Annotated in this window: 19 protein-coding genes; 13 read left to right on the top strand and 6 right to left on the bottom strand. The window is 68.8% G+C overall.

What is annotated here, in order from left to right; genetic code table 11:
- Positions 1 to 459 precede the first annotated feature (459 nt).
- From ACSX1C_RS11930 to ACSX1C_RS11920, 3 genes are all read right to left on the bottom strand, one after another.
- On the bottom strand, positions 460 to 990 hold the full coding sequence (locus ACSX1C_RS11930; protein ID WP_439886307.1) for a hypothetical protein: 531 nt from the start codon (positions 988 to 990) through the stop codon (positions 460 to 462).
- Positions 991 to 1,063: 73 nt separating this feature from the next.
- Positions 1,064 to 2,365 carry an MFS transporter gene (locus tag ACSX1C_RS11925; protein ID WP_439886306.1) on the bottom strand — a complete coding sequence of 434 codons (1,302 nt, stop codon included), beginning with the start codon at positions 2,363 to 2,365 and terminating at the stop codon, positions 1,064 to 1,066.
- A 113-nt stretch (positions 2,366 to 2,478) separates the two neighbouring features.
- The gene (locus tag ACSX1C_RS11920) at positions 2,479 to 4,992 is read right to left on the bottom strand and encodes a CoA transferase (RefSeq protein WP_439886305.1); all 2,514 of its coding nucleotides are present in this window, start codon (positions 4,990 to 4,992) and stop codon (positions 2,479 to 2,481) included.
- Between the two features lie 654 nt (positions 4,993 to 5,646).
- Between ACSX1C_RS11920 and ACSX1C_RS11915 the strand changes: the two genes are divergently transcribed.
- From ACSX1C_RS11915 to gcvA, 4 genes are all read left to right on the top strand, one after another.
- The gene (locus tag ACSX1C_RS11915) at positions 5,647 to 6,804 is read left to right on the top strand and encodes an iron-containing alcohol dehydrogenase (RefSeq protein WP_439886304.1); all 1,158 of its coding nucleotides are present in this window, start codon (positions 5,647 to 5,649) and stop codon (positions 6,802 to 6,804) included.
- 65 nt (positions 6,805 to 6,869) lie between these two features.
- Entirely contained in the window at positions 6,870 to 8,366 is a 1,497-nt protein-coding gene (locus ACSX1C_RS11910) for a CoA-acylating methylmalonate-semialdehyde dehydrogenase (protein ID WP_439886303.1), read from the top strand.
- Between the two features lie 92 nt (positions 8,367 to 8,458).
- Positions 8,459 to 9,244 (top strand): IclR family transcriptional regulator, encoded by a 786-nt coding sequence (locus ACSX1C_RS11905; protein ID WP_439886302.1) that lies wholly within the window; start codon positions 8,459 to 8,461, stop codon positions 9,242 to 9,244.
- Positions 9,245 to 9,256: 12 nt separating this feature from the next.
- Entirely contained in the window at positions 9,257 to 10,177 is a 921-nt protein-coding gene (gcvA, locus tag ACSX1C_RS11900) for a transcriptional regulator GcvA (RefSeq protein WP_318645057.1), read from the top strand.
- Positions 10,178 to 10,184: 7 nt separating this feature from the next.
- Here gcvA and gluQRS read toward each other — a convergent pair whose 3' ends face one another.
- The gene (gene gluQRS / locus ACSX1C_RS11895) at positions 10,185 to 11,072 is read right to left on the bottom strand and encodes a tRNA glutamyl-Q(34) synthetase GluQRS (protein WP_318645058.1); all 888 of its coding nucleotides are present in this window, start codon (positions 11,070 to 11,072) and stop codon (positions 10,185 to 10,187) included.
- Between the two features lie 99 nt (positions 11,073 to 11,171).
- On the bottom strand, positions 11,172 to 11,615 hold the full coding sequence (dksA, locus tag ACSX1C_RS11890; RefSeq protein WP_255839902.1) for an RNA polymerase-binding protein DksA: 444 nt from the start codon (positions 11,613 to 11,615) through the stop codon (positions 11,172 to 11,174).
- 201 nt (positions 11,616 to 11,816) lie between these two features.
- Between dksA and ACSX1C_RS11885 the strand changes: the two genes are divergently transcribed.
- Both ACSX1C_RS11885 and sfsA read left to right on the top strand, forming a co-directional pair.
- A complete protein-coding gene (locus ACSX1C_RS11885) occupies positions 11,817 to 12,998 on the top strand; it encodes a pyridoxal phosphate-dependent aminotransferase (RefSeq protein ID WP_439886301.1) in 1,182 nt (393 codons plus the stop codon).
- Positions 12,988 to 13,695, top strand: coding sequence for a DNA/RNA nuclease SfsA (sfsA, locus tag ACSX1C_RS11880; RefSeq protein WP_439886300.1), 708 nt, complete (start codon positions 12,988 to 12,990; stop codon positions 13,693 to 13,695). Before ACSX1C_RS11885 ends, sfsA begins: the two co-directional genes overlap by 11 nt.
- 4 nt (positions 13,696 to 13,699) lie before the next feature.
- Here the strand turns inward: sfsA and ACSX1C_RS11875 are convergent, their stop codons facing one another.
- Positions 13,700 to 14,017, bottom strand: a complete 318-nt coding sequence (locus ACSX1C_RS11875) for a Rieske (2Fe-2S) protein (protein WP_439886299.1) — start codon at positions 14,015 to 14,017, stop codon at positions 13,700 to 13,702.
- A gap of 139 nt (positions 14,018 to 14,156) precedes the next feature.
- Here ACSX1C_RS11875 and ACSX1C_RS11870 point away from each other — a divergent pair, with 139 nt between their 5' ends.
- From ACSX1C_RS11870 to ACSX1C_RS11840, 7 genes are all read left to right on the top strand, one after another.
- Positions 14,157 to 15,194: a FecCD family ABC transporter permease gene (locus tag ACSX1C_RS11870; RefSeq protein ID WP_439886298.1), complete on the top strand. Its 1,038-nt coding sequence runs from the start codon at positions 14,157 to 14,159 to the stop codon at positions 15,192 to 15,194.
- Entirely contained in the window at positions 15,194 to 15,961 is a 768-nt protein-coding gene (locus tag ACSX1C_RS11865; RefSeq protein WP_439886297.1) for a heme ABC transporter ATP-binding protein, read from the top strand. Before ACSX1C_RS11870 ends, ACSX1C_RS11865 begins: the two co-directional genes overlap by 1 nt.
- A gap of 10 nt (positions 15,962 to 15,971) precedes the next feature.
- On the top strand, positions 15,972 to 16,841 hold the full coding sequence (locus ACSX1C_RS11860; protein ID WP_439886296.1) for a ChaN family lipoprotein: 870 nt from the start codon (positions 15,972 to 15,974) through the stop codon (positions 16,839 to 16,841).
- 98 nt (positions 16,842 to 16,939) lie between these two features.
- Positions 16,940 to 17,140, top strand: coding sequence for a hypothetical protein (locus tag ACSX1C_RS11855; protein WP_439886295.1), 201 nt, complete (start codon positions 16,940 to 16,942; stop codon positions 17,138 to 17,140).
- A gap of 13 nt (positions 17,141 to 17,153) precedes the next feature.
- Entirely contained in the window at positions 17,154 to 19,919 is a 2,766-nt protein-coding gene (locus ACSX1C_RS11850; protein WP_439886294.1) for an ATP-binding protein, read from the top strand.
- A complete protein-coding gene (locus tag ACSX1C_RS11845; protein WP_439886293.1) occupies positions 19,916 to 20,293 on the top strand; it encodes a response regulator transcription factor in 378 nt (125 codons plus the stop codon). The genes ACSX1C_RS11850 and ACSX1C_RS11845 overlap by 4 nt, the downstream gene beginning before the upstream one ends.
- Positions 20,290 to 22,431, top strand: coding sequence for an exonuclease domain-containing protein (locus ACSX1C_RS11840; RefSeq protein WP_439886292.1), 2,142 nt, complete (start codon positions 20,290 to 20,292; stop codon positions 22,429 to 22,431). The genes ACSX1C_RS11845 and ACSX1C_RS11840 overlap by 4 nt, the downstream gene beginning before the upstream one ends.
- Positions 22,432 to 22,483 lie beyond the last annotated feature (52 nt).

Genomic DNA, 22,483 nt, shown 5'->3' with positions numbered 1-22,483 from the left:
AACGGCCTATGCGAGCAGGGGGAAGATAACGGGCGTCCTGCCTGCGGGGTGCTTCATTGCGTGGGTTGAAGCTACCCGAATGCGGCGCGTCGCCACAAGTTGTTGTGGCAAACAGCTTCCTTTCATCGGGCTTGCCCTCCGTTTTGGAGGTGCGCCATGGCTAGCAACACACTCGCTGTCATTCCCTTCCCGAAATCTGTCGAGCCGCTTGTTTGCCGGCGTCCTCGGTCTGCCATTTCCAGCTGGCTGCCGCGTTGCGCGTGGCGATGCTGCACAAGTTGTTCAACAAACTGGCTAGTTCGGAGGCTTCGACGTGGCGCCGCCGGCCAAGTGATTGGGCTGTCGCCGGGCGTCGAGGCCGCCCGGCAAGGGCGCCTGCAGATTATGTGCTGGGGCCTCTACGAGCAATCTTATCGCTCAGGGCCTTGACGATTGAGGCGGGTTGCCGTGTGGCATCGGTCACTCGGCCTGGGCCGCCTTCATGGCCTCGTAGGCCGGCGCCGCATAGATGCCCACTTCCACCGCCAGTTCCAGCACCCGCTGCAGGTCGCTGCTGTACACCAGCACGGCCTGCAGTTCGTCGTCCAGCGGTTCGCTGAAGTCCACCAGCACGTAGCCCTGGGTCTCCGGGGAGAGGCTGGAGAGTTGCACTTGGATGCGGTTGAGCGCCTTGAGCGGCTCGGTCTTGGCCAGCTGCTTGGGCTTGAGCACGAAGTTCACGCCGGGGCCGAAGGAGTCGGTGATCTGCTGGAACAGCTGCTCGTAGCTGTCGGCCTGGAACAGCACGGTGTCCGGCAGGCTGCCGACCACCACCCATTCGCCGAGGGGGATGGGGAAGTCGTCGTCGTAGTTGATGTCCGGGTTGGCGGCGAGGAAGGCCTGCGGGTCGGCGTAGGCCTGGGCGGCCTCGGCGGCGATGCGGGCGATGTCGGTGGCCTGCATGCAGCCCGAGCTTATCTTGCCGATCAGTTCTTCGAGTTGGGCTTGCATGGCGAGGTTCCTGGCGAAAAAAGGGGCGGCAAGGATAGCCGAAATCGCCGCCCCCGCGCCCGCCGGGGTGCGCTCAGGCAAGGGGCGGCGCCTCGTCGCGGGCCGCCGCTGGGCTGCCTTCGCTGGGCATTTCGCCTGCGCTGTCCTCCCCCGGCATCGACTCCATCAGCACCGAGCCCACCGGGAAGGGCGCCTGCATCTGGAAGGGGTTGGCGCTCTCGCTGGTGGCCGGGAAGGGGTCGGTGATGCGCTTGTACAGGGCATGGGCGGCCATCAGCCCGGCCATCACCGCCAGGCTCCAGAAGAAGCTGGCCGGGCCCCAGCGGTCCATGGTCAGGGAGATCAGGAAGGGGCCGATGCTGGCGCCCACCCCGCCCACCAGCAACAGGGTGCTGCTGGCGCCGGTGGCCTGGTCGGCTTCCAGCTGGTCGTTGGTCAGCGCCAGGTACAGGGCCAGCAGGGGGAAGCAGGTGCCGCCGAACAGCAGCGCCAGCAGCAGATGACTGTGATTGCTGGCGAAGCCGACCTGGGCGCTGACCAGGGCGCACAGCAGGGCGGCGACGGCCGCCGCGGCGATCACCGTGCGCCGGTCGCGGCTGTCCGACAGTCGGCCCAGGGGCCATTGCAGCAGCATGCCGCCGACCACCAGCAGGGCCATGAACAGCGCGATCTGTTCGACCCGCATGCCCAGGCGGCTGGCGTACACCGAGCCCATGCCCAGCACCATGGCGTAGCAGGCGTTGATCAGGAAGGAGCCGACCAGGCCGGTGGGCGCCAGGCGGTACAGGGTGGCGATGCTCACCGGGCGGGCGCTCTCGAAGGCCGGCATCGGCGTGGCGGTGATCAGGATGGGGATGGCCGCCAGGCTGATGAGGATGGAGATCAGGGTGAACAGCTCGAAGCCGGCCGGGTCGGACAGGTTGAGCAGGAACTGGCCGGCGGACAGCCCGGCGAGCATGGTGATCATGTACAGCGACAGCAGCTGGCCGCGGGTGCGGTTGTCGGCGGCCTGGTTCAGCCAGCTCTCGGCCACCACGTAGATGGCCGACACGGCAAAGCCGGTGAGCAGGCGCATCAGCCCCCACACCCAGGGGTCGACGAGCACCGAGTGGACCAGGATGGTCATGGAGGCCAGGGCGGTCAGCGCGGCGAAGGCGCGCACATGGCCGACCCGCTGGATGATCGCCGGCGCGCGCAGCGAGCCGAGCAGGAAGCCGACGTAGTAGCAGGACATCAGCAGGCCGGTGGCGCGGGTGTCGAAGCCCTCCAGTTCGGCGCGAATGCCCAGCAGCGAGCCCTGGGCGCCGATGCACAGGCCGATGATGCCCAGGCCGAAGAACAGCGGCCAAACGGAACGGACAGTCTGCTGCAGCATGCTTCCCCCCAACGATGCCAGGCGCATCAGGCAAAACGGCTCTGCCGCGCAGGTGCGCGGCAGAGCCGGGTGGTGGCGGACGGGACGGCTGTTCCGCCCGCTTGAGGCCGAGCTTAGCTGGGCAGGAACTCCCTGGCCCAGCCCAGGCTGGCGATGTTGCGCGCGAGCATCGACTCGATCTCGCTCGAGCTGTACCCGGCATCGGCCAGCACCTCGCGGGTCGAGTGGCCCCAGCGCTCCGGCAGGCTCACCGCCTTGATGCTGGCCTCGCTCGGGCGGATCGCCAGGTGGTCGATCTGCGTCAGGCAGTGGCCGCTCGGGTGGTCGCGGTGGATCGAGAAGGCGAAGCTGCCCCGGTCGATGCCCACGCTACCATCGCCGTCGCGGCTGTACTGTTCACGCAGCGACTCGATGGACATCGGCACCGCCGCGGCGATGTCGGCGGCCTGCAGCTGCTCGGCCCAGTAGGCGGCCGGTGCGGCCTGCAGCGCCTGCTCGAGGAAGGCGCCGACGTCGGGTGCGGCGGCGATGCCGGCCAGGCCCTCGATGCGCTCCAGCTTCGCCAGTTCGGCGGGCTTGGCGTCGAGGTACAGCCAGCCGTCGGCGGTCTGGTAGAAGTGCGACAGGGCGTGGTGGCCCAGCACCTCGCGGCCGGACGGCTCGTCGAAGGGCGCGCGGCCGGCGTAGTCGAAGGCGAACGACAGCTGCGCCAGGTTGGTGATGGCCGACAGCGAGGTGCGCGCGCGGGTCGCCTGGCCGGTCTTGAGCTTGTGGTAGATCGACACCGCCATGCCCAGGCCGGCGGCGAAGCCGCAGTTGACGTCCAGGGTGCCGAGGTGGGCGTGCTCCTCCGGCGTGTCCGGGCCGCCGAAGCGGCTCATGATGCCGCTGTGGGCCTGGATGATGTCGTCGTAGCCGATGTAGTTGGTCTTCGGTCCCGGCAGCGGGCCGCCGAGGCAGTCGAGGCGGCAGAACAGCACGCCCGGGTTGACCGCCTGCAGGCTGTCGTTATCCAGGCCCAGGGGGGCGAGCTGACGCTCGGGGGCGTTGATCACCACCATGTCCACCGAGCGCACCAGGCGGTTGAACACCTCGCGGCCTTCGGCGCTCATGATGTCGACCAGGGCGCTGCGCTTGCCCATGCTGGTCTGGAAGCTGAACAGGGTGCCGATCAGCGGGTCGTACAGCGGTTTGACCGGGTCGAGCTTGATCACCTCGGCGCCGAAGCGGGCGAGGAAGGCGGTGGAGTGCGGGCCGGCGATCACGTTGGTCAGGTCGAGGATGCGCAGGCCGTCGAGCCAGCCGGCCTTGGACGCCGGCTTGATCGCGGCGCCGACCGGACGGGTGACGACCTCGGCGGCGGCCACGGCGCTGAGTTCGGCCAGGGCCTGCTCGAAGCTGACGTTCTTGCGTGGGCGCGGGCTGACCATCTGCCCCGCGCTTTCTTCCAGCCAGGCGAAGGGGCCGGGCTGCTTCATCAGGCCGTACTCGGGGTCGTCGACTTCGACGATCAGGCCGGCGGCGTTGGTGTGCTCGTGGTTGACCCACTCCTGGGTGGTGCGGTGCGGCGCGCCGGGAATCTGGCCCTCGCCGAAGATCTTGCCCCACTCCTCGGAGGTCTTGGTCAGGAAGGCCTGCTTCATCTTGGCGGAGATGTGGTCGGCCCACTTCTTCGGCAGCGGGTAGACACCGATGGAGGTCTCGCCGTCCCACTCGCTGATCGGCGCATGCAGGTCGTTGACCTCCGGCAGGCCCTCGGCCACCAGCTCGTCGTAGATGCCCAGCACGGTCAGGGCGCGCTTGGCGTGGTTGCGGTGCGAGGGGCAGACGCAATAGAACATGCGCCCGTCCGCGCACTTGTAGGTGCGGTAGAAGGGGTCCAGGTATTCCTGCAGGTCGTCGTAGCTCAGGTCCATCGGAATGTTGTTGGCCTTGCGGTACTCGATTTCCAGCTCGCGCATGGTCTTGTAGCGCTCGGGCAGGCCCTCGATGACATAGGAGTTGTACGACAGGCCTTCCATCAGCGCGGAGATCACCGGCACCTCGATGGCATCGCCACGGCCCGTACGCTCGCGGGCCTGCAGGGCCAGGGCGACGGAGGCGGCGGCCAGGGTGGTGGCGTAGGCCGAGCCCAGCGGCAGCGGCGAGAAACTCGGGTTCAGGCCCAGCAGCACGCGGTTGAAGCCCATGTCGGTGAAGGCGCCGGCGGTGGCCGCGACCACGGCCTCGGTGGCCTTCCATTCGCGGCGCAGCGTGTCGTTGCTGGCGAAGCCCGGCAGCGACAGGCAGATCAGCTCGGGGCGGGCCTCGCGCAGTTGGGCGAAGTCGATGCCCAGGCGCTGCATGACGCCGGGGCGGAAGCTCTCGATGACGATGTCGGCCTGGTCGATCAGGGCCAGGGCCTGGGTCAGGCCCTCCTGCGACTTGAGGTTCAGGCGCAGACAGCTCTTGTTGCGGTTGAGCACGGCGTTGGCCGGGTGCTCCCACTGCGGGCCTTCGGGCGGATCGATATGCACCACGCTGGCGCCCAGGTCGGCCAGGGTCATGGCCACGGCGGGGCCGGCGATCTGCTGACCGAAGTCGACGACGCGAACACCGGTCAAAGGCAATTGATTGTTGTTATTCATGGCTACTTATCCCTCGAGGAACGATCCAGCCTGCTGGTGCGAACAGTCAAGTGGGTGGGTTGTTTAATCGAACGCGATTTATCAGGGCAGTCGACAGGCGCATGGCCTTCATCGGTGAGGCGGATAGTAGGAATGAAGAATTGCCGCAACCAGCAATAAAAAATGGACCTAAGGCGGGGTTTTATTTATGGGTGCACAAGTGTCTGGGCGACTCCCTATGTGCGCGCTCGCTGCAGCGGCATGACCTCGATTGCCGGTGTCGGTCGTGGCTGGATTTGGCTAATGGAGCCATAAGGAAAAGCGCGTCATAGGCCGCTTTTTTTTTGCTTTTCATGGTTTTTCTTCTTCATAACAATAGATTTCGTCTCGATATCGGCGGTCGCTGCAAGTTGGGCGAAAGTCGAATCGGTGAAGTAGAGACGAGGGCGAGGCAGCGGCAAACGTTGCCCGGATAAACAATAACTTCCGTCCAATTGTCACGCGCTAAGGTGTCGCCGTTTATAGCGTGGAAAAGTGCTGGTTAGTTGTGCCGTGCAGTGCTGTCACGAATAACGCCGCGCACTTGGACAATGCGCAATATTTAAATCAATAACAGCGTCTGGGAGTGCGCAGGCTTACTCCCGCGCCCGGTCATTCGCCAATAGCGGAGTCGCCATGTCCACTCAAGTGATACTTCCTCGCATCCTGCAGATCGGCGAGAACGCCAGTCAGGACATTCCGGTCGTCATGGCCAATCTGGGCTGCAAGCGGCCGTTGATCATCACCGACAAGATGATGGTCAAGCTGGGCTACGCCGCCGCCATCCAGCAGCGCCTAGAGGCCCACGACATCCAGGCCGAAGTGTTCGACGAGACGGTGCCGGAGCCGACCGTGGCGTCGATCCAGGCCGGCGTGGCGAAGGCGCGCAGCGGCGACTACGACTGCATCATCGCCCTCGGCGGCGGCAGCCCGATCGACAGCGCCAAGGCCATCGCCATCCTCGCCAAGCACGGCGGCGAGATGCGCGACTACAAGTTCCCGCGCATTGTCGTCGAGTCCGGCCTGCCGATCATCGCGGTGCCCACCACCGCCGGCACCGGTTCGGAAGTCACCCGGGTGACCATCATCGCCGACGAGAAGACCGACGAGAAAATGCTCTGCGTGGGCATCGGCTTCATGCCGGTGGCGGCGCTGATCGACTTCAGCCTGACCCTCAGCCTGCCGGCGCGCATCACCGCCGACACCGGCATCGACGCCCTGACCCACGCCATGGAGGCCTATGTCAGCAAGAAGGCCAGCCTGTACAGCGACAGCCAGGCCCTGGAGGCCATGCGCCTGATCGCGCCGAACCTGCGCCGCGCCTACCACGACGGCGCGGACAAGGCCGCCCGCGAGGCCATGATGCTCGGCTCGACCCTGGCCGGGGTGGCGTTCTCCAACGCCTCGGTGGCGCTGGTGCACGGCATGAGCCGGCCGATCGGCGCGCACTTCCACGTGCCCCATGGCCTGTCCAACGCCATGCTGCTGCCGACCGTTACCGAGTTCTCCATCCCGGCCGCCGCCGCGCGTTACGCCGACTGCGCCCGTGCCATGGGCGTGGCCAGTGCCCAGGACAGCGACGAGGTGGCCAACGACAAGCTGCTCGCCGAACTGCGCGCCCTCAACGACGAGCTGCAGGTGCCCACGCCCGAGCAGTTCGGCATCGATCGCCAGCACTTCTTCGACCAGCTGCAGGTGATGGCCGAGCAGGCCCTGGGCTCCGGCTCGCCGAACAACAACCCCCGCGTGCCGAGCGCCGCAGAGATCATCGAACTCTACAAGCAGCTCTGGTAAGCCAATTTTTTAGACGCCCACGGCGGTGCTCCCGCCATCTGAATTACTTTCGAGGAATAGCTGCGATGAACACAGTAGGACACCTGATCAACGGCCAAGTCATCAACGAAGCCGCGCGCCTGCAGGACGTTTACAACCCCTCCACCGGCGAGGTCAGCAAGCAGGTGGCCCTGGCGTCCAAGGCCACCGTCGAGCAGGCCATCGCCGCCGCCGAGGCGGCCTTCCCCGAGTGGCGCAACACCCCGCCGATCAAGCGCGCGCGGGTGATGTTCCGCTTCAAGGAGCTGCTCGAGCAGAACGCCGAGCGCATCGCCCAGATGATCGGCGAGGAGCACGGCAAGATCGCCCACGACGCCCTGGGCGAGCTGCAGCGCGGCATCGAGAACGTCGAATACGCCTGCGGCGCCCCCGAGCTGCTCAAGGGCGAGCACAGCAAGAACGTCGGCCCGAACATCGACTCCTGGAGCGAGTTCCAGCCCCTGGGCGTGGTCGCCGGCATCACCCCGTTCAACTTCCCGGCGATGGTGCCGCTGTGGATGTTCCCCATGGCCATCGTCTGCGGCAACTGCTTCATCCTCAAGCCGTCCGAGCGCGACCCCAGCTCCACCCTGTTCATCGCCCAGCTGCTGCAGGAAGCCGGTCTGCCCGATGGCGTGATGAACGTGGTCAACGGCGACAAGGAAGCGGTCGACGTGCTGCTCGGCGACGAGCGCATCCAGGCCGTCAGCTTCGTCGGCTCGACGCCGATCGCCGAGTACATCTACAGGACCGCCAATGCCAACGGCAAGCGCTGCCAGGCTTTAGGTGGCGCGAAGAACCACGCCATCGTGATGCCCGACGCGGACATGGACAACGCCGTCAACCAGTTGCTCGGCGCCGCCTTCGGTTCCTCCGGCGAGCGCTGCATGGCGCTGTCGGTGGCCGTGGCGGTGGGCGATGCGGCCGCCGATGCGCTGGTCGAGAAGATGCAGGCCGCCATGCAGTCGCTGAAGGTCGGCGCCTACTCGGACAAGCGCAACGACTTCGGCCCGGTGATCACCAAGGCCCATCAGCAGAAGGTGGTCGGCTACATCAATAGCGCCGAGGAGCAGGGCGCCACCGTGGTGGTCGACGGCCGCAATCTGCAGGTCGAAGGTCACGAGAACGGCTTCTTCGTCGGCGGCACGCTGATCGACAAGGTGCGCCCGGAGATGCTCAGCTACCAGGAGGAAATCTTCGGCCCGGTGCTGCAGGTGGTACGTGTCGACAGCATGCAGGAGGCCATGGAGCTGATCGATGCCCACGAGTACGGCAACGGCACCTGCATCTTCACCCGAGACGGCGAGGCGGCGCGTTACTTCTCCGACCACATCAAGGTCGGCATGGTCGGCATCAACGTGCCGCTGCCGGTGCCGGTGGCCTACCACAGCTTCGGCGGTTGGAAGCGCTCGCTGTTCGGTGACCTGCATGCCTACGGCCCGGACGCCGTGCGCTTCTACACCAAGCGCAAGACCATCACCCAGCGCTGGCCGTCGGCCGGGGTGCGCGAGGGGATCTCCTTCTCCATGCCGACCCTGAAGTAGGCGTCTGCCCGCTCGGGCCACAGGCCACGCCCATGCCAGGGCGTGGCCTGTGGCGTTCGGCGCTGTGTCCGTCATACGGGGGAGATGCCATGGTGAGTAGCACAACCCGAGAGAAGGGTTCCTCGATCGGTCGGGTGCTGGAGATCATCGAAGCGGTCGCCAAGGCCGAGCGGCCCATGTCGCCGGCCGACCTGGCCTACCAGCTGGACATCCCCAAGCCGAGCATCCACCGCCTGCTCGGCCAGCTGGAGGGCGAGGGCTACCTGCAGCTCAACATGCGCGGCCAGCTGGTGCCGGGCGAGCGCATGCTCGACATCGCCCTGGGCGTGCTCTACAGCGGCCGCTTCAAGGCGCCGCGCCAGGCCATCCTCAAGCGTCTCACCGCGCAGATCGGCGAGACCTGCGGCATCGCCATCCCCAATGGCACCGAGATGATCTACTACGACCGGGTGCAGAGCGAGCGGCCCCTGCAGTTGCAGCTGTCGGTCGGCAGCCATACGCCGATCTGGTGCACCGCCAGCGGCAAGCTGTACCTCAGCTCGCTGCCCAGGGAGCGGCGCCGGCGCATTCTCCACAACCTGCCGCTGCAGCGTTACGCGCGCAACACCCTGACCGACGCCGTTGCACTGGAGGCGGCCCTGCTGAAGATCCGCGAGGCGGAGCTGGGTACCGACGACGAGGAGTTCGTCGATGGCCTGGCGGCCTGCGCGGTGCCGATCCGCGGTCGCGATGGTCGCTTATTCGCCTGTCTGTTCGCCCATGCGCCGCTGATACGCAAGAGCCTGGCGGAACTGCTGGCATATACTCCGCTGCTACGCGAGGCGGCCGGGGAGCTGGGCCGGCTGATCAGCGACACGGAGGTCGTCAGGGACCGATAGCGAGCGCTTGCGATGAAGAAAAGGCTACCCCCACTGAACTGGCTGCGCGCCTTCGAGGCGTCCGCCCGTCATCTCAACTTCACCCAGGCCGCCGCCGAGCTGAACCTGACCCAGGCGGCCATCAGCCAGCAGGTCAAGGGGCTGGAGTCGCAGCTGGGCGTCAGCCTGTTCAAGCGCCTGCCGCGCGGCCTGGAGCTGACCGAGGCCGGCCAGGCCTATATGCCGGTGGTGCACGAGGCCGTCGAGCGCCTGGCCGCCGCCACCGACGAGCTGTTCGGCCAGGGTCGCAAGCGCCTGCTCACCCTGCGGGTCAACCTGGTGTTCTTCACCACCTGGCTGGCGCCGCGCCTGGCGCGCTTCCGTGCGCGCCACCCGGATGTCGGCCTGCGTTTCGCCAGCAACATCTGGCTGGACGAGCAGGGCAAGGAGGCGGACATGGAGATCCGCTACGGCCAGGGCGTCTGGCCGGGCTACAAGTCCAGCCGGCTGACCTGGGACGAGCTGTTCCCGGTGTGCAGCCCGCGCCTGCTCGACGGCGCGCCGCCGCCTACCTCGCCGGCGGAGTTGGACGCCTACAGCCTGCTGCATGTGATCGGCTACGAGGAGGGCTGGGGCTACTGGCTCAGCCAGACCGGCTTCCACCAGGTCGATGCATCCCAGGGCATGCAGTTCGACACCCTGATCACCGCCCTGGAGATGGCCACCCTCGGCCATGGCCTGGCCCTGGGGCGCACCTCCCTGGTGGCCGGGATGATCGCCAGCGGACGCCTGGTGGCGCCGTTCGAGCAGCGCATCGCCACCTCGGAGGCCTTCTACCTGGCCTGTCCTGCGCACCAGTACCTGTCGCCCCAGGCCGAGGCGTTCTGGTCCTGGCTGGAGGAGGAGGCCGCCCTTGAGCGCGACGGCCCCGGAGCAACGCCGCCGCAGGAATAGGGCGGGCTCAGCGCAGCTGCGCCTCGGCCAGGGTGCGGCTGCGGGGAATGCGCCCGGCGTCCCAGTGCCGGGCCGCCCACTCCAGCAGGTGCGGCGGGCGCGCCTCGGCGAGCGCTTCGGGCACCTCTTGTCCCAGGGCGTGCAGGGCGCGTAGCAGCAGGGGCGCGGCCCGGTCGGCGGGCAGCGGCGGCGAGCGGTAGGACTTGCCCAGTTTGTGGCCGTCCGGCTGGATAATCAGCGGCACGTGCAGGTAGCGTGGCTGGGGGGCGCCGAGCAGCTCCTGCAGGTACAGCTGGCGCGGGGTGGAGTCGAGCAGGTCGGCGCCGCGCACCACGTCGGTCACGCCCTGCCAGGCATCGTCGAGCACCACCGCCAGCTGGTAGGCGTACAGGCCGTCGCGGCGGCGGATGACGAAGTCGCCCACTTCGCGGCCCAGGTGCTGGCGATACTCGCCCTGCACGCGGTCGTCGAAGCCATAGCTCAGCTGCGGCACCCGCAGGCGGATCGCCGCATCCCGCGGGCCGTGGCCGGCGTCGCGGCAGAACCCCGGGTAGACCCCGTGATAGCCCTCCAGCTGCTTGCGCGAACAGGTGCAGGCGTAGGCCAGGCCGCTGTCCAGCAGGCGTTCGATCAGCGCCTGGTACTCGGCATGTCGCGCGCTCTGGCGCACCAGCACGCCGTCCCAGTGCAGGCCGTAGCTTTCCAGGGTTCTGAGAATTGCATCCTGGGCGCCGGGCACCTCCCGCGGCGGGTCGAGGTCTTCCATGCGCAGCAGCCAGCGACCGCCGACGGCGCGCGCATCCAGGTAGGAGGCCAGGGCCGCGACCAGGGAGCCGAAGTGCAGGTAACCGCTGGGGGTGGGGGCGAAACGACCGATATAGGCGGGAGCGTTCATGCGGGCGATGGGCTGGCGATGCGCGAACGGGGGCGGCGGGCTAGGGCGGCCGCTGTCGCCCGGAAACAACGCGGGGCGCTTGCGCGCCCCGTGGTCGGTTCAGGAACCGATCTGTTTTTCCTTGATTTCCGCCAGGGTCTTGCAGTCGATGCACAGGGTGGCGGTGGGGCGGGCTTCCAGGCGACGGATGCCGATCTCGACGCCGCAGGAGTCGCACCAGCCGTATTCGTTCTCCTCGATCAGCTCCAGCGTCTCGTCGATCTTCTTGATCAGCTTGCGCTCGCGGTCGCGGGCGCGCAGTTCCAGGCTGAACTCTTCTTCCTGGCTGGCACGGTCGGCCGGGTCGGGGAAGTTGGCCGCCTCGTCCTGCATGTGGTGCACGGTGCGGTCGACTTCCTGCATCAGTTCCAGCTTCCACTTGTTGAGGATGCCGGTGAAGTGGGCGCGCATCGGCTCACTCATGTACTCCTCGCCCTTGCTCTCTTGGTAGGGTTCGAAGCCACGAATCAGTTGGCTGCTCTTTGCTTTTGCTTTGGTGGGCATGGATGACCGCCTCTCACTCTCTAATTCCACTGCGCAGGAGTGGTGTCCCTTTGTGCCGATTAGGCATATCGGCCCTGCGGCTGCAAGCGGGCGAACTTACCAGATCGATTGCAGCCGCGCCACTCCCGGTTGTCTAGGTTACTGCCGTTTCGCCGAGCCCTTGGTTAGAATCCGCGGTCCAACCTTTATTCAGGCAGGTCCATGGCCCAGTCCTACAGTGCGCGCAGCCGCGCCATCGAACCCTTCCATGTCATGGCCCTGCTGGCCCGCGCCAACCAGTTGCAGGCCGCCGGTCATGACGTGATCCATCTGGAGATCGGCGAACCGGACTTCACCACTGCCGCGCCCATAGTCGCCGCCGGCCAGGCCGCGCTGGCCGCCGGGCATACCCGCTACACCGCGGCGCGCGGCATTCCGGCCCTGCGCGAGGCCATCGCCGGCTTCTACGCGCAACGCTATCGGTTGAGCATAGACCCTGAGCGGATCTTGATTACCCCGGGGGGCTCCGGCGCCCTGCTGCTGGCCAGCAGCCTGCTGGTCGATCCCGGCAAGCACTGGCTGCTGGCCGACCCGGGCTACCCCTGCAACCGCCACTTCCTGCGCCTGATCGAGGGCGCCGCGCAGCTGGTGCCGGTGGGCCCGGAGGTGCGCTACCAGCTGACCCCCGAGCTGGTCGAGCGGCACTGGGATGGCGACAGCGTCGGCGCCCTGATCGCCTCGCCGGCCAACCCCACCGGCACCCTGTTGCACCGCGACGAACTGACGGCGCTGTCCCGCACGCTGAAGGGGCGCGGCGGCCATCTGGTGGTCGACGAGATCTACCACGGCCTGACCTACGGGGTGGAGGCGACCAGCGTGCTGGAGGTGGACGACGAGGCCTTCGTGCTCAACAGCTTCTCCAAGTACTTCGGCATGACCGGCTGGCGCCTGGGCTGGCTGGTGGCGCCGCCGGCGGCGGTGCCGGAGCTGGAGAAGCTGGCGCAGAACCTCTACATCAGCGCGCCGAGCATGGCCCAGCACGCCGCCCTGGCCTGCTTCGAGCCGCAGACCCTGGCGATCTGCGAGCAGCGCCGTCACGAGTTCCAGCGGCGCCGCGACTTCCTCCTGCCGGCCCTGCGCGAGCTGGGCTTCAGGATCGCCGTGGAACCGGAGGGCGCCTTCTATCTATATGCCGACATCGGCGCCTTCGGCGGCGACGCCTTCGCCTTCTGCCAGCACTTTCTGGAGACCGAACACCTGGCGTTCACCCCGGGCCTGGATTTCGGCCGCCACCTGGCCGGCCAGCATGTGCGCTTCGCCTACACCCAGGACCTGCCGTGCTTGGAGCAGGCGGTCGAGCGCCTGGCCCGCGGCCTCAAGACCTGGCGCCCCGATGCGCTTTGAGCTGCCGCTGCAGCAGGGGCGCCTGCTGCGCCGCTACAAGCGCTTCCTCGCCGACATCGAGACGGCGGGCGGCGAGCGGCTGTGCATCCACTGTCCCAACACCGGTTCGATGCTCAACTGCATGAGCGAGGGCGCGCGGGTCTGGTTCAGCCGCTCCGACGACCCCAGGCGCAAGCTGCCGGGCACCTGGGAGATCGGCGAGACCCCCCACGGGCGCCTGGCGCTGATCAATACCGGGCGGGCCAACGCCCTGGTGGAGGAGGCCCTGCGTGCCGGACTGATCGCCGAGCTGGCCGGCTTCAGCGGGCTGAAGCGCGAGGTACCCTATGGCCAGGAACGCAGCCGCATCGATTTTCGCCTGGACTACCCGGAGGGGCCGGCCTTCGTCGAGGTCAAGAGCGTGACCCTGGGCTTCGCCGACAACCCGGTGGCGGCCTTTCCCGATGCCCGTACCGAGCGCGGCGCCAAGCACCTGCGCGAGTTGGCCGCGCTGGCCCGCGAGGGCGTGCGGGCGGTGCAGCTGTACTGCGTCAACCTGAGTGGTATCGAGGCGGTGCGTCCGGCCGAGGAGATCGACCCGGCCTATGCCGCGGCCCTGCGCGAGGCGCGGGCGGCGGGCGTCGAGGTGCTGGCCTATGGCGCGCAGCTCGACCCGGAGGAGGTGCGCCTGGTGCGCCGGCTCGAGGTGCGGCCGTAACGGGCTACAGCTCGGCCCAGATACCCTCGGCGTTTTCCTCGCAGGGCAGCGCCTCCAGCGCCTGCCCGGCACAGGGACCGGCCACGCATTCGCCCGAGTCGATGAGAAACAGCGCGCCGTGGGTGGCGCACTGGATCAGGCTGGCGCTGGCATCGAGGAACTGGTCCGGCAGCCACTCCAGGGGAATGCCGCGATGCGGGCAGCGGTTGCGGTAGAGGTACACCCGGCCGTCCTTGCGCACGGCCAGCAGCTTCTGCTCGGTAATCACAAAGCCCCGGCTGTGGCCTTCGGCCAGCTCGTCGGGGGCACATAAACGCATCATCGGTCTCTCCATGGCAGGCGGGCATTATCCCCCTCTGTCGGGCGCTGCCAAGGGGAACCGGCCGTTGACCGGGCTGGCGGCCCGGGTCGCGGCCTTTTATCCTGCCAGCCAACCCAGCCGCGCGAAGCCAGCCTACCCCATGCATCCCGTCATCCAGCCGCGCTCACTGTTCACCGCCCTGGGCCTGTTGCTGACACTGGCCCTGTGGCTGTCGCTGGCCCTGGGGCCGGTCAGCCTGCCGCCGGCGGACACCCTGCAGGCGGCGCTGCGCCTGCTCGGCCTGCCGTTGGGCGGCGCCGAACGGGGGCAGGCCGAGCTGATTCTCGGGCAGATCCGCCTGCCGCGCGCCTTGCTGGGCCTGACGGTCGGCGCGGTGCTGGCGCTGTGCGGCGTGGCGATGCAGGGGCTGTTCCGCAATCCGCTGGCCGACCCGGGGCTGGTCGGGGTCTCCAGCGGCGCGGCGCTGGGGGCGGCCCTGGCCATAGTCGGTGGCGCTGCCCTGGGCGGTCTGCCCGCGGCCCTGGCGCCTTATCTGCTGTCGCTGTGCGCCTTCGCCGGCGGCCTGGGGGTGACGGCGCTGGTCTATCGCCTCGGCCGGCGCGACGGCCAGACCAGCGTGGCGACCATGCTCCTGGCCGGCATCGCGCTGACCGCCCTGGCCGGTGCGGCGATCGGCCTGTTCACCTACCTGGCCGACGACACCACCTTGCGCAGCCTGACCTTCTGGAACCTGGGCAGCCTCAACGGCGCCAGCTACGCGCGGCTGTGGCCCTTGCTGCTGGTGACCTGCGGCGTGGCGCTGTGGCTGCCGCGGCGGGCCAGGGCGCTCAATGCCCTGCTGCTGGGCGAGTCGGAGGCGCGCCACCTGGGCTTCGCCGTGGAGCGGATCAAGCGCGAACTGGTGCTGTGCACCGCCCTGGGCGTCGGCGCGGCGGTGGCGGCCGCCGGCATGATCGGCTTCATCGGCCTGGTGGTGCCCCACCTGATGCGCCTGCTGGTCGGGCCGGATCACCGCCTGCTGCTACCGGCGTCGGCCCTGGCCGGTGCCAGCCTGCTGTTGTTCGCCGACCTGGCCGCGCGCCTGGCCCTGGCCCCGGCGGAGTTGCCGATCGGCATCGTTACCGCGCTGATCGGGGCGCCCTTCTTCCTCTACCTGCTGTTGCGGGGGCGGCCCTGATGCTGTGTGCGCAGAACCTGGCGGTGCGGCGTGGCGGCCGTAGCGTGCTGGCGGATATCGACCTGCGGCTGCAGCCGGGCGAGGTGCTCGGCGTGCTCGGCCCCAACGGCGCCGGCAAGAGCACCCTGCTCGGTGCGCTGTGCGGCGAGTTGCCGCCGGCCCAGGGCCAGGTGCTGCTGGACGAGCGTCCCCTCGGCGCCTGGTCCGGCCCGGAGCGGGCGCGGCGCCTGGCGGTGCTGCCGCAGAGCTCGACCCTGAACTTCGCCTTTCGCGTCGAGCAGGTGGTGGCCATGGGGCGTTTGCCCCACGCCAGCGGCCGTCTGCGCGACGGCGAGATAGTCGAGGCGGCGTTGCAGGCGGCCGATGCCGCGCACCTGGGCGGGCGCAGCTACCTGGAACTGTCCGGCGGGGAGCGTCAGCGCGTGCACCTGGCGCGGGTGCTGGCGCAGCTGTGGCCGGGAGGCGAGGGCCAGGTGCTGCTGTTGGACGAGCCGACCTCGATGCTCGACCCGCTGCACCAGCACACCACCCTGCAGGCCGTGCGCACCTTCGCCGAGCAGGGCGCCGCGGTGCTGGTGATACTGCATGACCTCAACCTGTCCGCGCGCTACTGCGACCGCCTGCTGCTGCTCGAGCGCGGCCGCCCCCATGCCCTGGGCACGCCGCAGCAGGTGCTGCGCGCCGAGCCGCTGCAGGCGGTGTTCGGCCTGGAGGTGTTGGTGCAGGTTCATCCCGAACGCGGTCACCCGCTGATAGTCGCCCGTTGAGGAAGCCGCCATGCGCCTGCTCCTGCCCTTTGTGCTGATGCTGCTGAGCGCCTGCCAGGCGCTGCCGCCGATGCCGGCCTGGCAGAGCCCCGCAGGTCGCGATCATGCCGACCTCGGCGTCATCCGCGACCTGCGCAGCGGCGAACGCCTCTCGCCCGAGGCGCTGGTGGAGCGCCTGGCCGACGCCGAGCGGTTGCTGGTCGGCGAGCGCCACGACAACCCCGACCACCACGCCCTGCAGCTGTGGCTGCTCGAGGCCCTGGCGGCGCGCCGGGAGCCGGGGGCGTTGCTGCTGGAGATGCTCGACGCCGCGCAGCAGGCGCGGGTGGATGCCGTCCAGGCCGCCGCGCGCCTGCCCGCCGACCTGCCGGCGGCACTGGCCTGGCAGCCCGGTTGGGACTGGGCGCTGTACGGACCCATCCTGCGCCATGCCCTGACCGAGGGCGTCCCGCTGCGCGCGGCCAACCTGAGCCGTGACGAGCTGCTGGCCGTCTATCGCCAGCCACCGGCCTTGCCCGCCGGTGCGGCGAGCGCGCCGGCGGTGCGCGAGCGACTGCTGACGCAGCTCCGCCAGGCCCACTGCGACAAGCTGCCGGACAGCCAGCTGCCGGCCATGCTCGCCGTGCAGCAGCAGCGCGACCGGCGCATGGCCGAGGCGCTGCTGGCGGCGCCGGCACCGAGCCTGCTGCTGGCCGGGGCCTACCATGTGCGCCGCGACCTGGGCGTGCCGCTGCACCTGGCCGACCTGGGCGCCGGGGGTGGCACCCGGGTGCTGCAGCTGGCCGAGGTGGGGGCGGCGGTCACGGCCGCGCAGGCGGACTTCGTCTGGTACACCCCGGCCGTGCCGGAACAGGATCACTGCGCGCGCATCGGCGGCTGAGCGACGGCGAAACGCGGCGGGTCCGACCCTGTGCCGGCCAGGCTCGCCGAGCGTCGCCCGACGAATAGGCCACACTTAGGCTCAGGAGGTGGGCGCTTATGGCCGATCGTTCGCTGCGCGGGCAGCGCCTGGCGGCGTTGTTCCTGCTGGGCTGGCTGTTGTTCAGCTATCCCTTGCTGACCCTGTTCGACAACGACGCTCGGCTGCTGGGCATCCCGCTGCTCTATGCCTATCTGTTTCTGGCCTGGGCCGCGCTGATCGGCCTGATGGTGCTGGTCATCGAGGTTTCGCGTCGATGAGGGAGCCCTGAGCATGTCCCTCGGCGCCCTGATCCTGCTGGCCGCCGGCGCTTACCTGGGGCTGCTCTTCGCCATCGCCTACTGGGGCGACAGGCGCGCCGACGCCGGCCGCTCGATCATCGCCAACCCCTATATCTATGCGCTGTCGCTGGCGGTCTATGCCACCTCCTGGACCTTCTACGGCAGCGTCGGCCGCGCGGCAGACAGTGGCGTCGGCTTCCTGCCGGTCTACCTGGGGCCGACCCTGATGGCGGCGCTGTTCTGGCTGGTGCTGCGCAAGATGATCCGCATCAGCAAGGCCAACCGCATCACCTCGATCGCCGACTTCGTCGCCGCGCGCTATGGCAAGAGCGCGCTGCTCGGCGGCCTGGTGACGCTGATCGCGGTGGTCGGGGTGATCCCCTATATCGCCCTGCAGCTCAAGGCGGTGTCCACCAGCTTCCTGATCCTCTGGCAGTACCCGGCGCTGCGCATGCCGGGGCAGGCCCAGGCCCCCGGCCCGCTGCAGGACACCGCGCTCTATGTGGCGCTGCTGCTGGCGGCCTTCACCATCCTCTTCGGCACCCGCCACCTGGATGCCACCGAGCGCCACGAGGGCATGGTCGCGGCCATCGCCTTCGAGTCGCTGGTCAAGTTGCTGGCCTTCCTGGCCGTCGGCCTGTTCGTCACCTTCGGCCTCTACCAGGGCTTCGCCGACCTGTTCGCCCAGGCGGCGCGGTTGCCGGATTTCGACCGCCTGCTGACCCTGGGCGGCCCGGAAGGCCGCTACGGTTCCTGGACGGCGCTGATCTGCCTGTCGATGCTGTCGGTCCTGCTGCTGCCGCGGCAGTTCCAGGTCGGTGTGGTGGAGAACGTCAACGAGGACCACCTGGCCAAGGCCGTATGGCTGTTTCCGCTGTACCTGCTGGCGATCAACCTGTTCGTCCTGCCGATCGCCTTCGCCGGCTTGCTGCAGTTCCCCGCCGGCACGCTGGATGCCGATACCTTCGTCCTCAGCCTGCCCCTGTCCCAGCACCAGGTGGCGCTGGCGCTGCTGGTGTTCATCGGCGGGCTGTCGGCGGCCACCGGCATGGTCATAGTCGAGACCATCGCCCTGTCGACCATGATCTGCAACGACCTGACGATGCCCCTGCTGCTGCGCTGGAAGGCCCTGGCCCGTCGCAGCGATCTCTCCGGGCTGCTGCTGGGCATTCGTCGCGGCGCCATTCTGCTGCTGCTGTTGCTCGGCTATGCCTATTACCGGGCGGCCGGGGAGGCCTATGCCCTGGTGTCGATCGGCCTGGTGTCCTTCGCCGCGGTGGCGCAGTTCGCCCCGGCGCTGCTCGGCGGCATGTACTGGACGCAGGGCAGTCGCGCCGGCGCCCTGAGCGGCCTGACGCTGGGCTTCGCGCTCTGGGCCTACACCCTGCTGCTGCCGGCGTTCGCCAAGTCCGGCTGGCTGCCGCTGTCCTTCATCGAACAGGGACCGCTGGCCATCGCCTGGCTCAAGCCGCTGGCACTGTTCGGCCTGGAGGGACTGGACGAGATCGGTCACGCACTGTTCTGGAGCCTCGCGGCCAACCTCGGCGCCTATGTCGGGGTGTCGCTGCTGGGCCGTCAGAGCGCCCGCGAGCATGCCCAGGCGCTGTTGTTCGTCGATGCCTTCAAGGTCGCCGGCGGTGGCTCCAGCCCGTGGCGCGGCAGTGCCTCGATGAGCGAGGTGGTCGCCCTGGTCGGCCGCTTCCTCGGTCCGCAGCGGGCCGCCGAGGCCTTCGCCGATCATGCCCGGCGCCGCGGGCTGGCTGCGCCCGCCGAGTTGACGCCGGACGCCGAGCTGGTGCGTTTCGCCGAGCAGCAGCTGGCCGGCGCCATCGGCACCGCCTCGGCGCGGGTGATGCTGGCCTCGGTGGTCCAGGAGGAGCCGTTGGGCATGGACGAGGTGCTGGGCATACTCGACGAGGCCTCCCAGGTGCGCGCCTACAGCCGCCGCCTGGAACAGCAATCGCGGGAGCTGGAGGCCGCCACCGGCGAGCTGCGCGCGGCCAATGCCCGGCTGCAGGAGCTCGACCGGCTGAAGGACGACTTCGTCGCCACCGTGACCCACGAACTGCGCACGCCGCTGACCTCGATCCGCGCCTTCGCCGAGATACTTAACGACAACCCGGAGCTGGCGGCGCAGCAGCGCGCGCGCTTCGTCGCCATCATCGTCAAGGAGAGCGAGCGTCTGACGCGGATGATCAACCAGGTGCTGGACCTGGCCAAGCTCGAATCGGGGCAGGTCGAGTGGCAGGCATCAGAGGTCGACCTCAGGGCGGTGATCGAGGACGCCGTGGCCAGCACCAGCCAGCTGCTCGGCGACCAGCGGATCGGCCTGGGGCTCGAGCTGCCGCCACGGGTGGCGCCGGTAGTGGCCGACCGCGACCGCCTGCTGCAGGTGCTGCTCAACCTGATCGGCAACGCGGTGAAGTTCTGCGACCGCGAACATGGGCGCATCGACATCGTCCTGCGCGAGCAGGCCGAGGCGTTGCGGGTGGAGGTGCGCGACAACGGCGCCGGCATCGACCCGGCCGACCAGGAGGCGATCTTCGAGAAATTCCGCCAGGTCGGCGACAGCCTCACCGGCAAGCCCCAGGGCACCGGCCTGGGGCTGCCCATCAGCCGGCAGATCATCGAGCACTTCGGCGGCCGCCTGTGGGTGGACAGCGCGCGCGGGCAGGGCGCGTGCTTTTCTTTTACCCTTCCCCTAGGGGCGCGCGCCGAGGCGCCGGCCCCCGATCGCAAGACGGAGGACTCGGTATGAGCCATAGCGTGCTGATCGCCGACGACGAGCCGAACATCGTCATCTCCCTGGAGTTCCTCCTGCAGCAGGCGGGCTACCAGGTGCGGGTGGCCCACGACGGCCAGCAGGCCTGGGAGTCGATCCAGCGCCAGCCGCCTGATCTGGTGCTGCTCGATGTGATGCTGCCGCACCTGAGCGGCTTCGACCTGTGCCAGAAGATTCGCGAGAATCCGGCCTGGGCCCGACTGCGTATCGTCATGCTGACCGCCAAGGGCCGCGAGGTGGAGATCAGCAAGGGCCTGGCGCTGGGGGCCGATGCCTACATCACCAAGCCGTTCTCGACCCAGGACCTGCTGGCCCGGGTACGCACCTTGCTCGGGGGCGACCAGGCATGAGCCCACGGCTCAGGTTCGTCGCCTGGCTGGCCGGACTCGTCGGGCTGCTCATGGTCCTGCTCGGCCTGGCCGGGGCGGCGTTGTGGAGCGACCTGGACCCGGCCGAGCGTGCCGCGCTGGCGGTCCTGCTCGAGGGCCGCGGCGCCTTGCTGGCGGTGCTCGGCGCCCTGCTGCTGGTGCCCTTCGCCGTGCTCCTGCGCCTCGCCCTGCAGGCCTACCCGGAGTCGGCGGCGCGCCTGGCCGAGGAAGTCGGCATCATCCACCGGGTCAATCCCGGACACCGCATCCAGCCGGGCGGCGCACGAGCGATGCGTCGACTGGCGCGCGCGCTGAATGCCTTCGCCGAGAGCCATGGCGCCCTGCAGGAGGAGGTCAGGCAGCGCATTGAGGAGGCCAACGTCCATCTGGAACAGGAGAAGAACCGCCTGGCGGCGCTGATGTCGGAACTGGCCCAGAGCGTGCTGGTGTGCAACCGCGAGGGGCGCATCCTGTTGTACAACAGCCGTGCCAGCCTGTTGCTGGAACCCTCCGCCACACAGGTCGGCGGCGCACCGGTCGGGCTGGGGCGGTCGATCTTCGCCATCCTCGACCGGCGCCTGATCGGGCATGCCCTGGAACGCGTGCGCCGGCGTCTGGAACAGCGCAGTCCGCGACCCGTGGCCACTTTCGTCGCGGCCCGCGGCACCCAGCTGTTGCGGTCCCAGATGGTGCCGCTGCAGGACGGGGAGGGCGAGTTGGTCGGTTTTGTGCTGATCCTCGAGGACATTACCCGCGCGGTGCAACTCAACAGCCGCCGCGATGCCCTGATGCTGCAGCTCACCGAGGGCAGCCGCGGTGCCCTGGCCAATATCCGTGCCGCCGCCGAAACCCTGCAGCAGTATCCCGAGATGGATGCCGAGCGCCGCCAGCGCTTCGGTGCGGTGATCCTCGACGAGGCGCAGCGGCTGTCCCGACAGCTGGAGCAGTCGCTGGCCCGGCACGCCGATATTCTGCGACCGCAATGGCCGCTGGAGGACATGCTGGCCGGCGACCTGCTGCTCGCCCTGCAGCGCAACTTTGCCGCGGTGCTGGACGTCACCGCGCACTACGCGGGCAACGCCCCGCCGCTCTGGCTGTGCCTGGACAGCTACTCCCTGGTGCAGGCCATGACCCAGCTGATGGGAGCCCTGGCCAGCGCCTGTGCGGTGCGCGAGGTCGAACTGGAACTGGCCGAGGAGGACGGTTTCGCCCGCCTGGGCCTGTGCTGGCAGGGGGCTCCCCTGGAGCCTGAACTGTTGCACGAGTGGGAGGAACGGCCGTTCAGCCTGGGCGGCGACGACCCCGGCGCGGCGACCCTGCGCGAGGTGCTGGAGCGCCACGGCGGCGAGCTCTGGTGCCGGAGCGATCGCGCCACCGGCGCCAGCCGTCTGTGTCTGCAGTTGCCGATCATCGAGCCGGAGCCGGCGGAGGCCTGTGCGGAGCCCAGCCAGGGGCGTCCGGTGTACTACGACTTCGACCTGTTCAGTCAGCCGGGGCAGACCCCGGAACTGGACGAGCGCCCCCTGGTCGAGTTGGCCTATACGGTGTTCGATACCGAGACCACCGGCTTGGCGCCCTCCGAGGGCGACGAGATCATCTCGATCGGCGCGGTGCGCATTGTCAACGGCCACCTGCTCAAGCAGGAGTGTTTCGAGCAGCTGATCGACCCGCACCGTTCGATTCCCCGTGAGTCCCAGCAGGTGCACGGTCTGACCCCGGAGCTGCTGACCGGCCAGCCGAGCATCGCCCAGGTGCTGCCGCTGTTCCAGCGTTTCGCCGAGGACACCGTGCTGGTCGCCCACAATGCGGCATTCGACATGCGCTTCCTGCAACTCAAGGAGGCGCAGACCGGCATCCGCTTCATCCAGCCGGTGCTCGACACCCTGCTGCTGTCGGCCCTGGTCCATCCCGGCCATACGGCCGACGAGCATCGTCTCGAGCAGATCGCCGCCCGCCTGGGGGTGCAGGTGATAGATCGGCATACCGCCCTGGGGGATGCCATGGTCACCGGGGAGGTGTTCCTGCGTTTGATCCCGCTGCTCGCCGAGCGTGGCATCCACACGCTGCGGCAGGCGCGCGAAGCCTCGCAGAATACCACCTACGCCAAGTTGGAGTATTAGGCGGGGGGCGGAGGCAGAAACTGCAGGCAAAAAAAGACCCGGCATGCGCCGG

This window comes from Pseudomonas sp. MBLB4123 (assembly GCF_051904775.1).
Lineage (GTDB): Bacteria > Pseudomonadota > Gammaproteobacteria > Pseudomonadales > Pseudomonadaceae > Aquipseudomonas > Aquipseudomonas benzenivorans_B.
Note: the sequence above shows the minus strand (reverse complement) of the source record. Positions and strands in the feature narration are given on the sequence as shown.

Excerpts from the sequence above, each read along its gene's own strand:
- ACSX1C_RS11930 (WP_439886307.1), bottom strand. The coding sequence starts at position 990 with ATGCAAGCCCAACTCGAAGAACTGATCGGCAAGATAAGCTCGGGCTGC.
- ACSX1C_RS11925 (WP_439886306.1), bottom strand. The coding sequence starts at position 2,365 with ATGCTGCAGCAGACTGTCCGTTCCGTTTGGCCGCTGTTCTTCGGCCTG.
- ACSX1C_RS11920 (WP_439886305.1), bottom strand. The coding sequence starts at position 4,992 with ATGAATAACAACAATCAATTGCCTTTGACCGGTGTTCGCGTCGTCGAC.
- ACSX1C_RS11915 (WP_439886304.1), top strand. The coding sequence starts at position 5,647 with ATGTCCACTCAAGTGATACTTCCTCGCATCCTGCAGATCGGCGAGAAC.
- ACSX1C_RS11910 (WP_439886303.1), top strand. The coding sequence starts at position 6,870 with ATGAACACAGTAGGACACCTGATCAACGGCCAAGTCATCAACGAAGCC.
- gcvA (WP_318645057.1), top strand. The coding sequence starts at position 9,257 with ATGAAGAAAAGGCTACCCCCACTGAACTGGCTGCGCGCCTTCGAGGCG.
- gluQRS (WP_318645058.1), bottom strand. The coding sequence starts at position 11,072 with ATGAACGCTCCCGCCTATATCGGTCGTTTCGCCCCCACCCCCAGCGGT.
- dksA (WP_255839902.1), bottom strand. The coding sequence starts at position 11,615 with ATGCCCACCAAAGCAAAAGCAAAGAGCAGCCAACTGATTCGTGGCTTC.
- ACSX1C_RS11885 (WP_439886301.1), top strand. The coding sequence starts at position 11,817 with ATGGCCCAGTCCTACAGTGCGCGCAGCCGCGCCATCGAACCCTTCCAT.
- sfsA (WP_439886300.1), top strand. The coding sequence starts at position 12,988 with ATGCGCTTTGAGCTGCCGCTGCAGCAGGGGCGCCTGCTGCGCCGCTAC.
- ACSX1C_RS11875 (WP_439886299.1), bottom strand. The coding sequence starts at position 14,017 with ATGATGCGTTTATGTGCCCCCGACGAGCTGGCCGAAGGCCACAGCCGG.
- ACSX1C_RS11870 (WP_439886298.1), top strand. The coding sequence starts at position 14,157 with ATGCATCCCGTCATCCAGCCGCGCTCACTGTTCACCGCCCTGGGCCTG.
- ACSX1C_RS11865 (WP_439886297.1), top strand. The coding sequence starts at position 15,194 with ATGCTGTGTGCGCAGAACCTGGCGGTGCGGCGTGGCGGCCGTAGCGTG.
- ACSX1C_RS11860 (WP_439886296.1), top strand. The coding sequence starts at position 15,972 with ATGCGCCTGCTCCTGCCCTTTGTGCTGATGCTGCTGAGCGCCTGCCAG.
- ACSX1C_RS11855 (WP_439886295.1), top strand. The coding sequence starts at position 16,940 with ATGGCCGATCGTTCGCTGCGCGGGCAGCGCCTGGCGGCGTTGTTCCTG.
- ACSX1C_RS11850 (WP_439886294.1), top strand. The coding sequence starts at position 17,154 with ATGTCCCTCGGCGCCCTGATCCTGCTGGCCGCCGGCGCTTACCTGGGG.
- ACSX1C_RS11845 (WP_439886293.1), top strand. The coding sequence starts at position 19,916 with ATGAGCCATAGCGTGCTGATCGCCGACGACGAGCCGAACATCGTCATC.
- ACSX1C_RS11840 (WP_439886292.1), top strand. The coding sequence starts at position 20,290 with ATGAGCCCACGGCTCAGGTTCGTCGCCTGGCTGGCCGGACTCGTCGGG.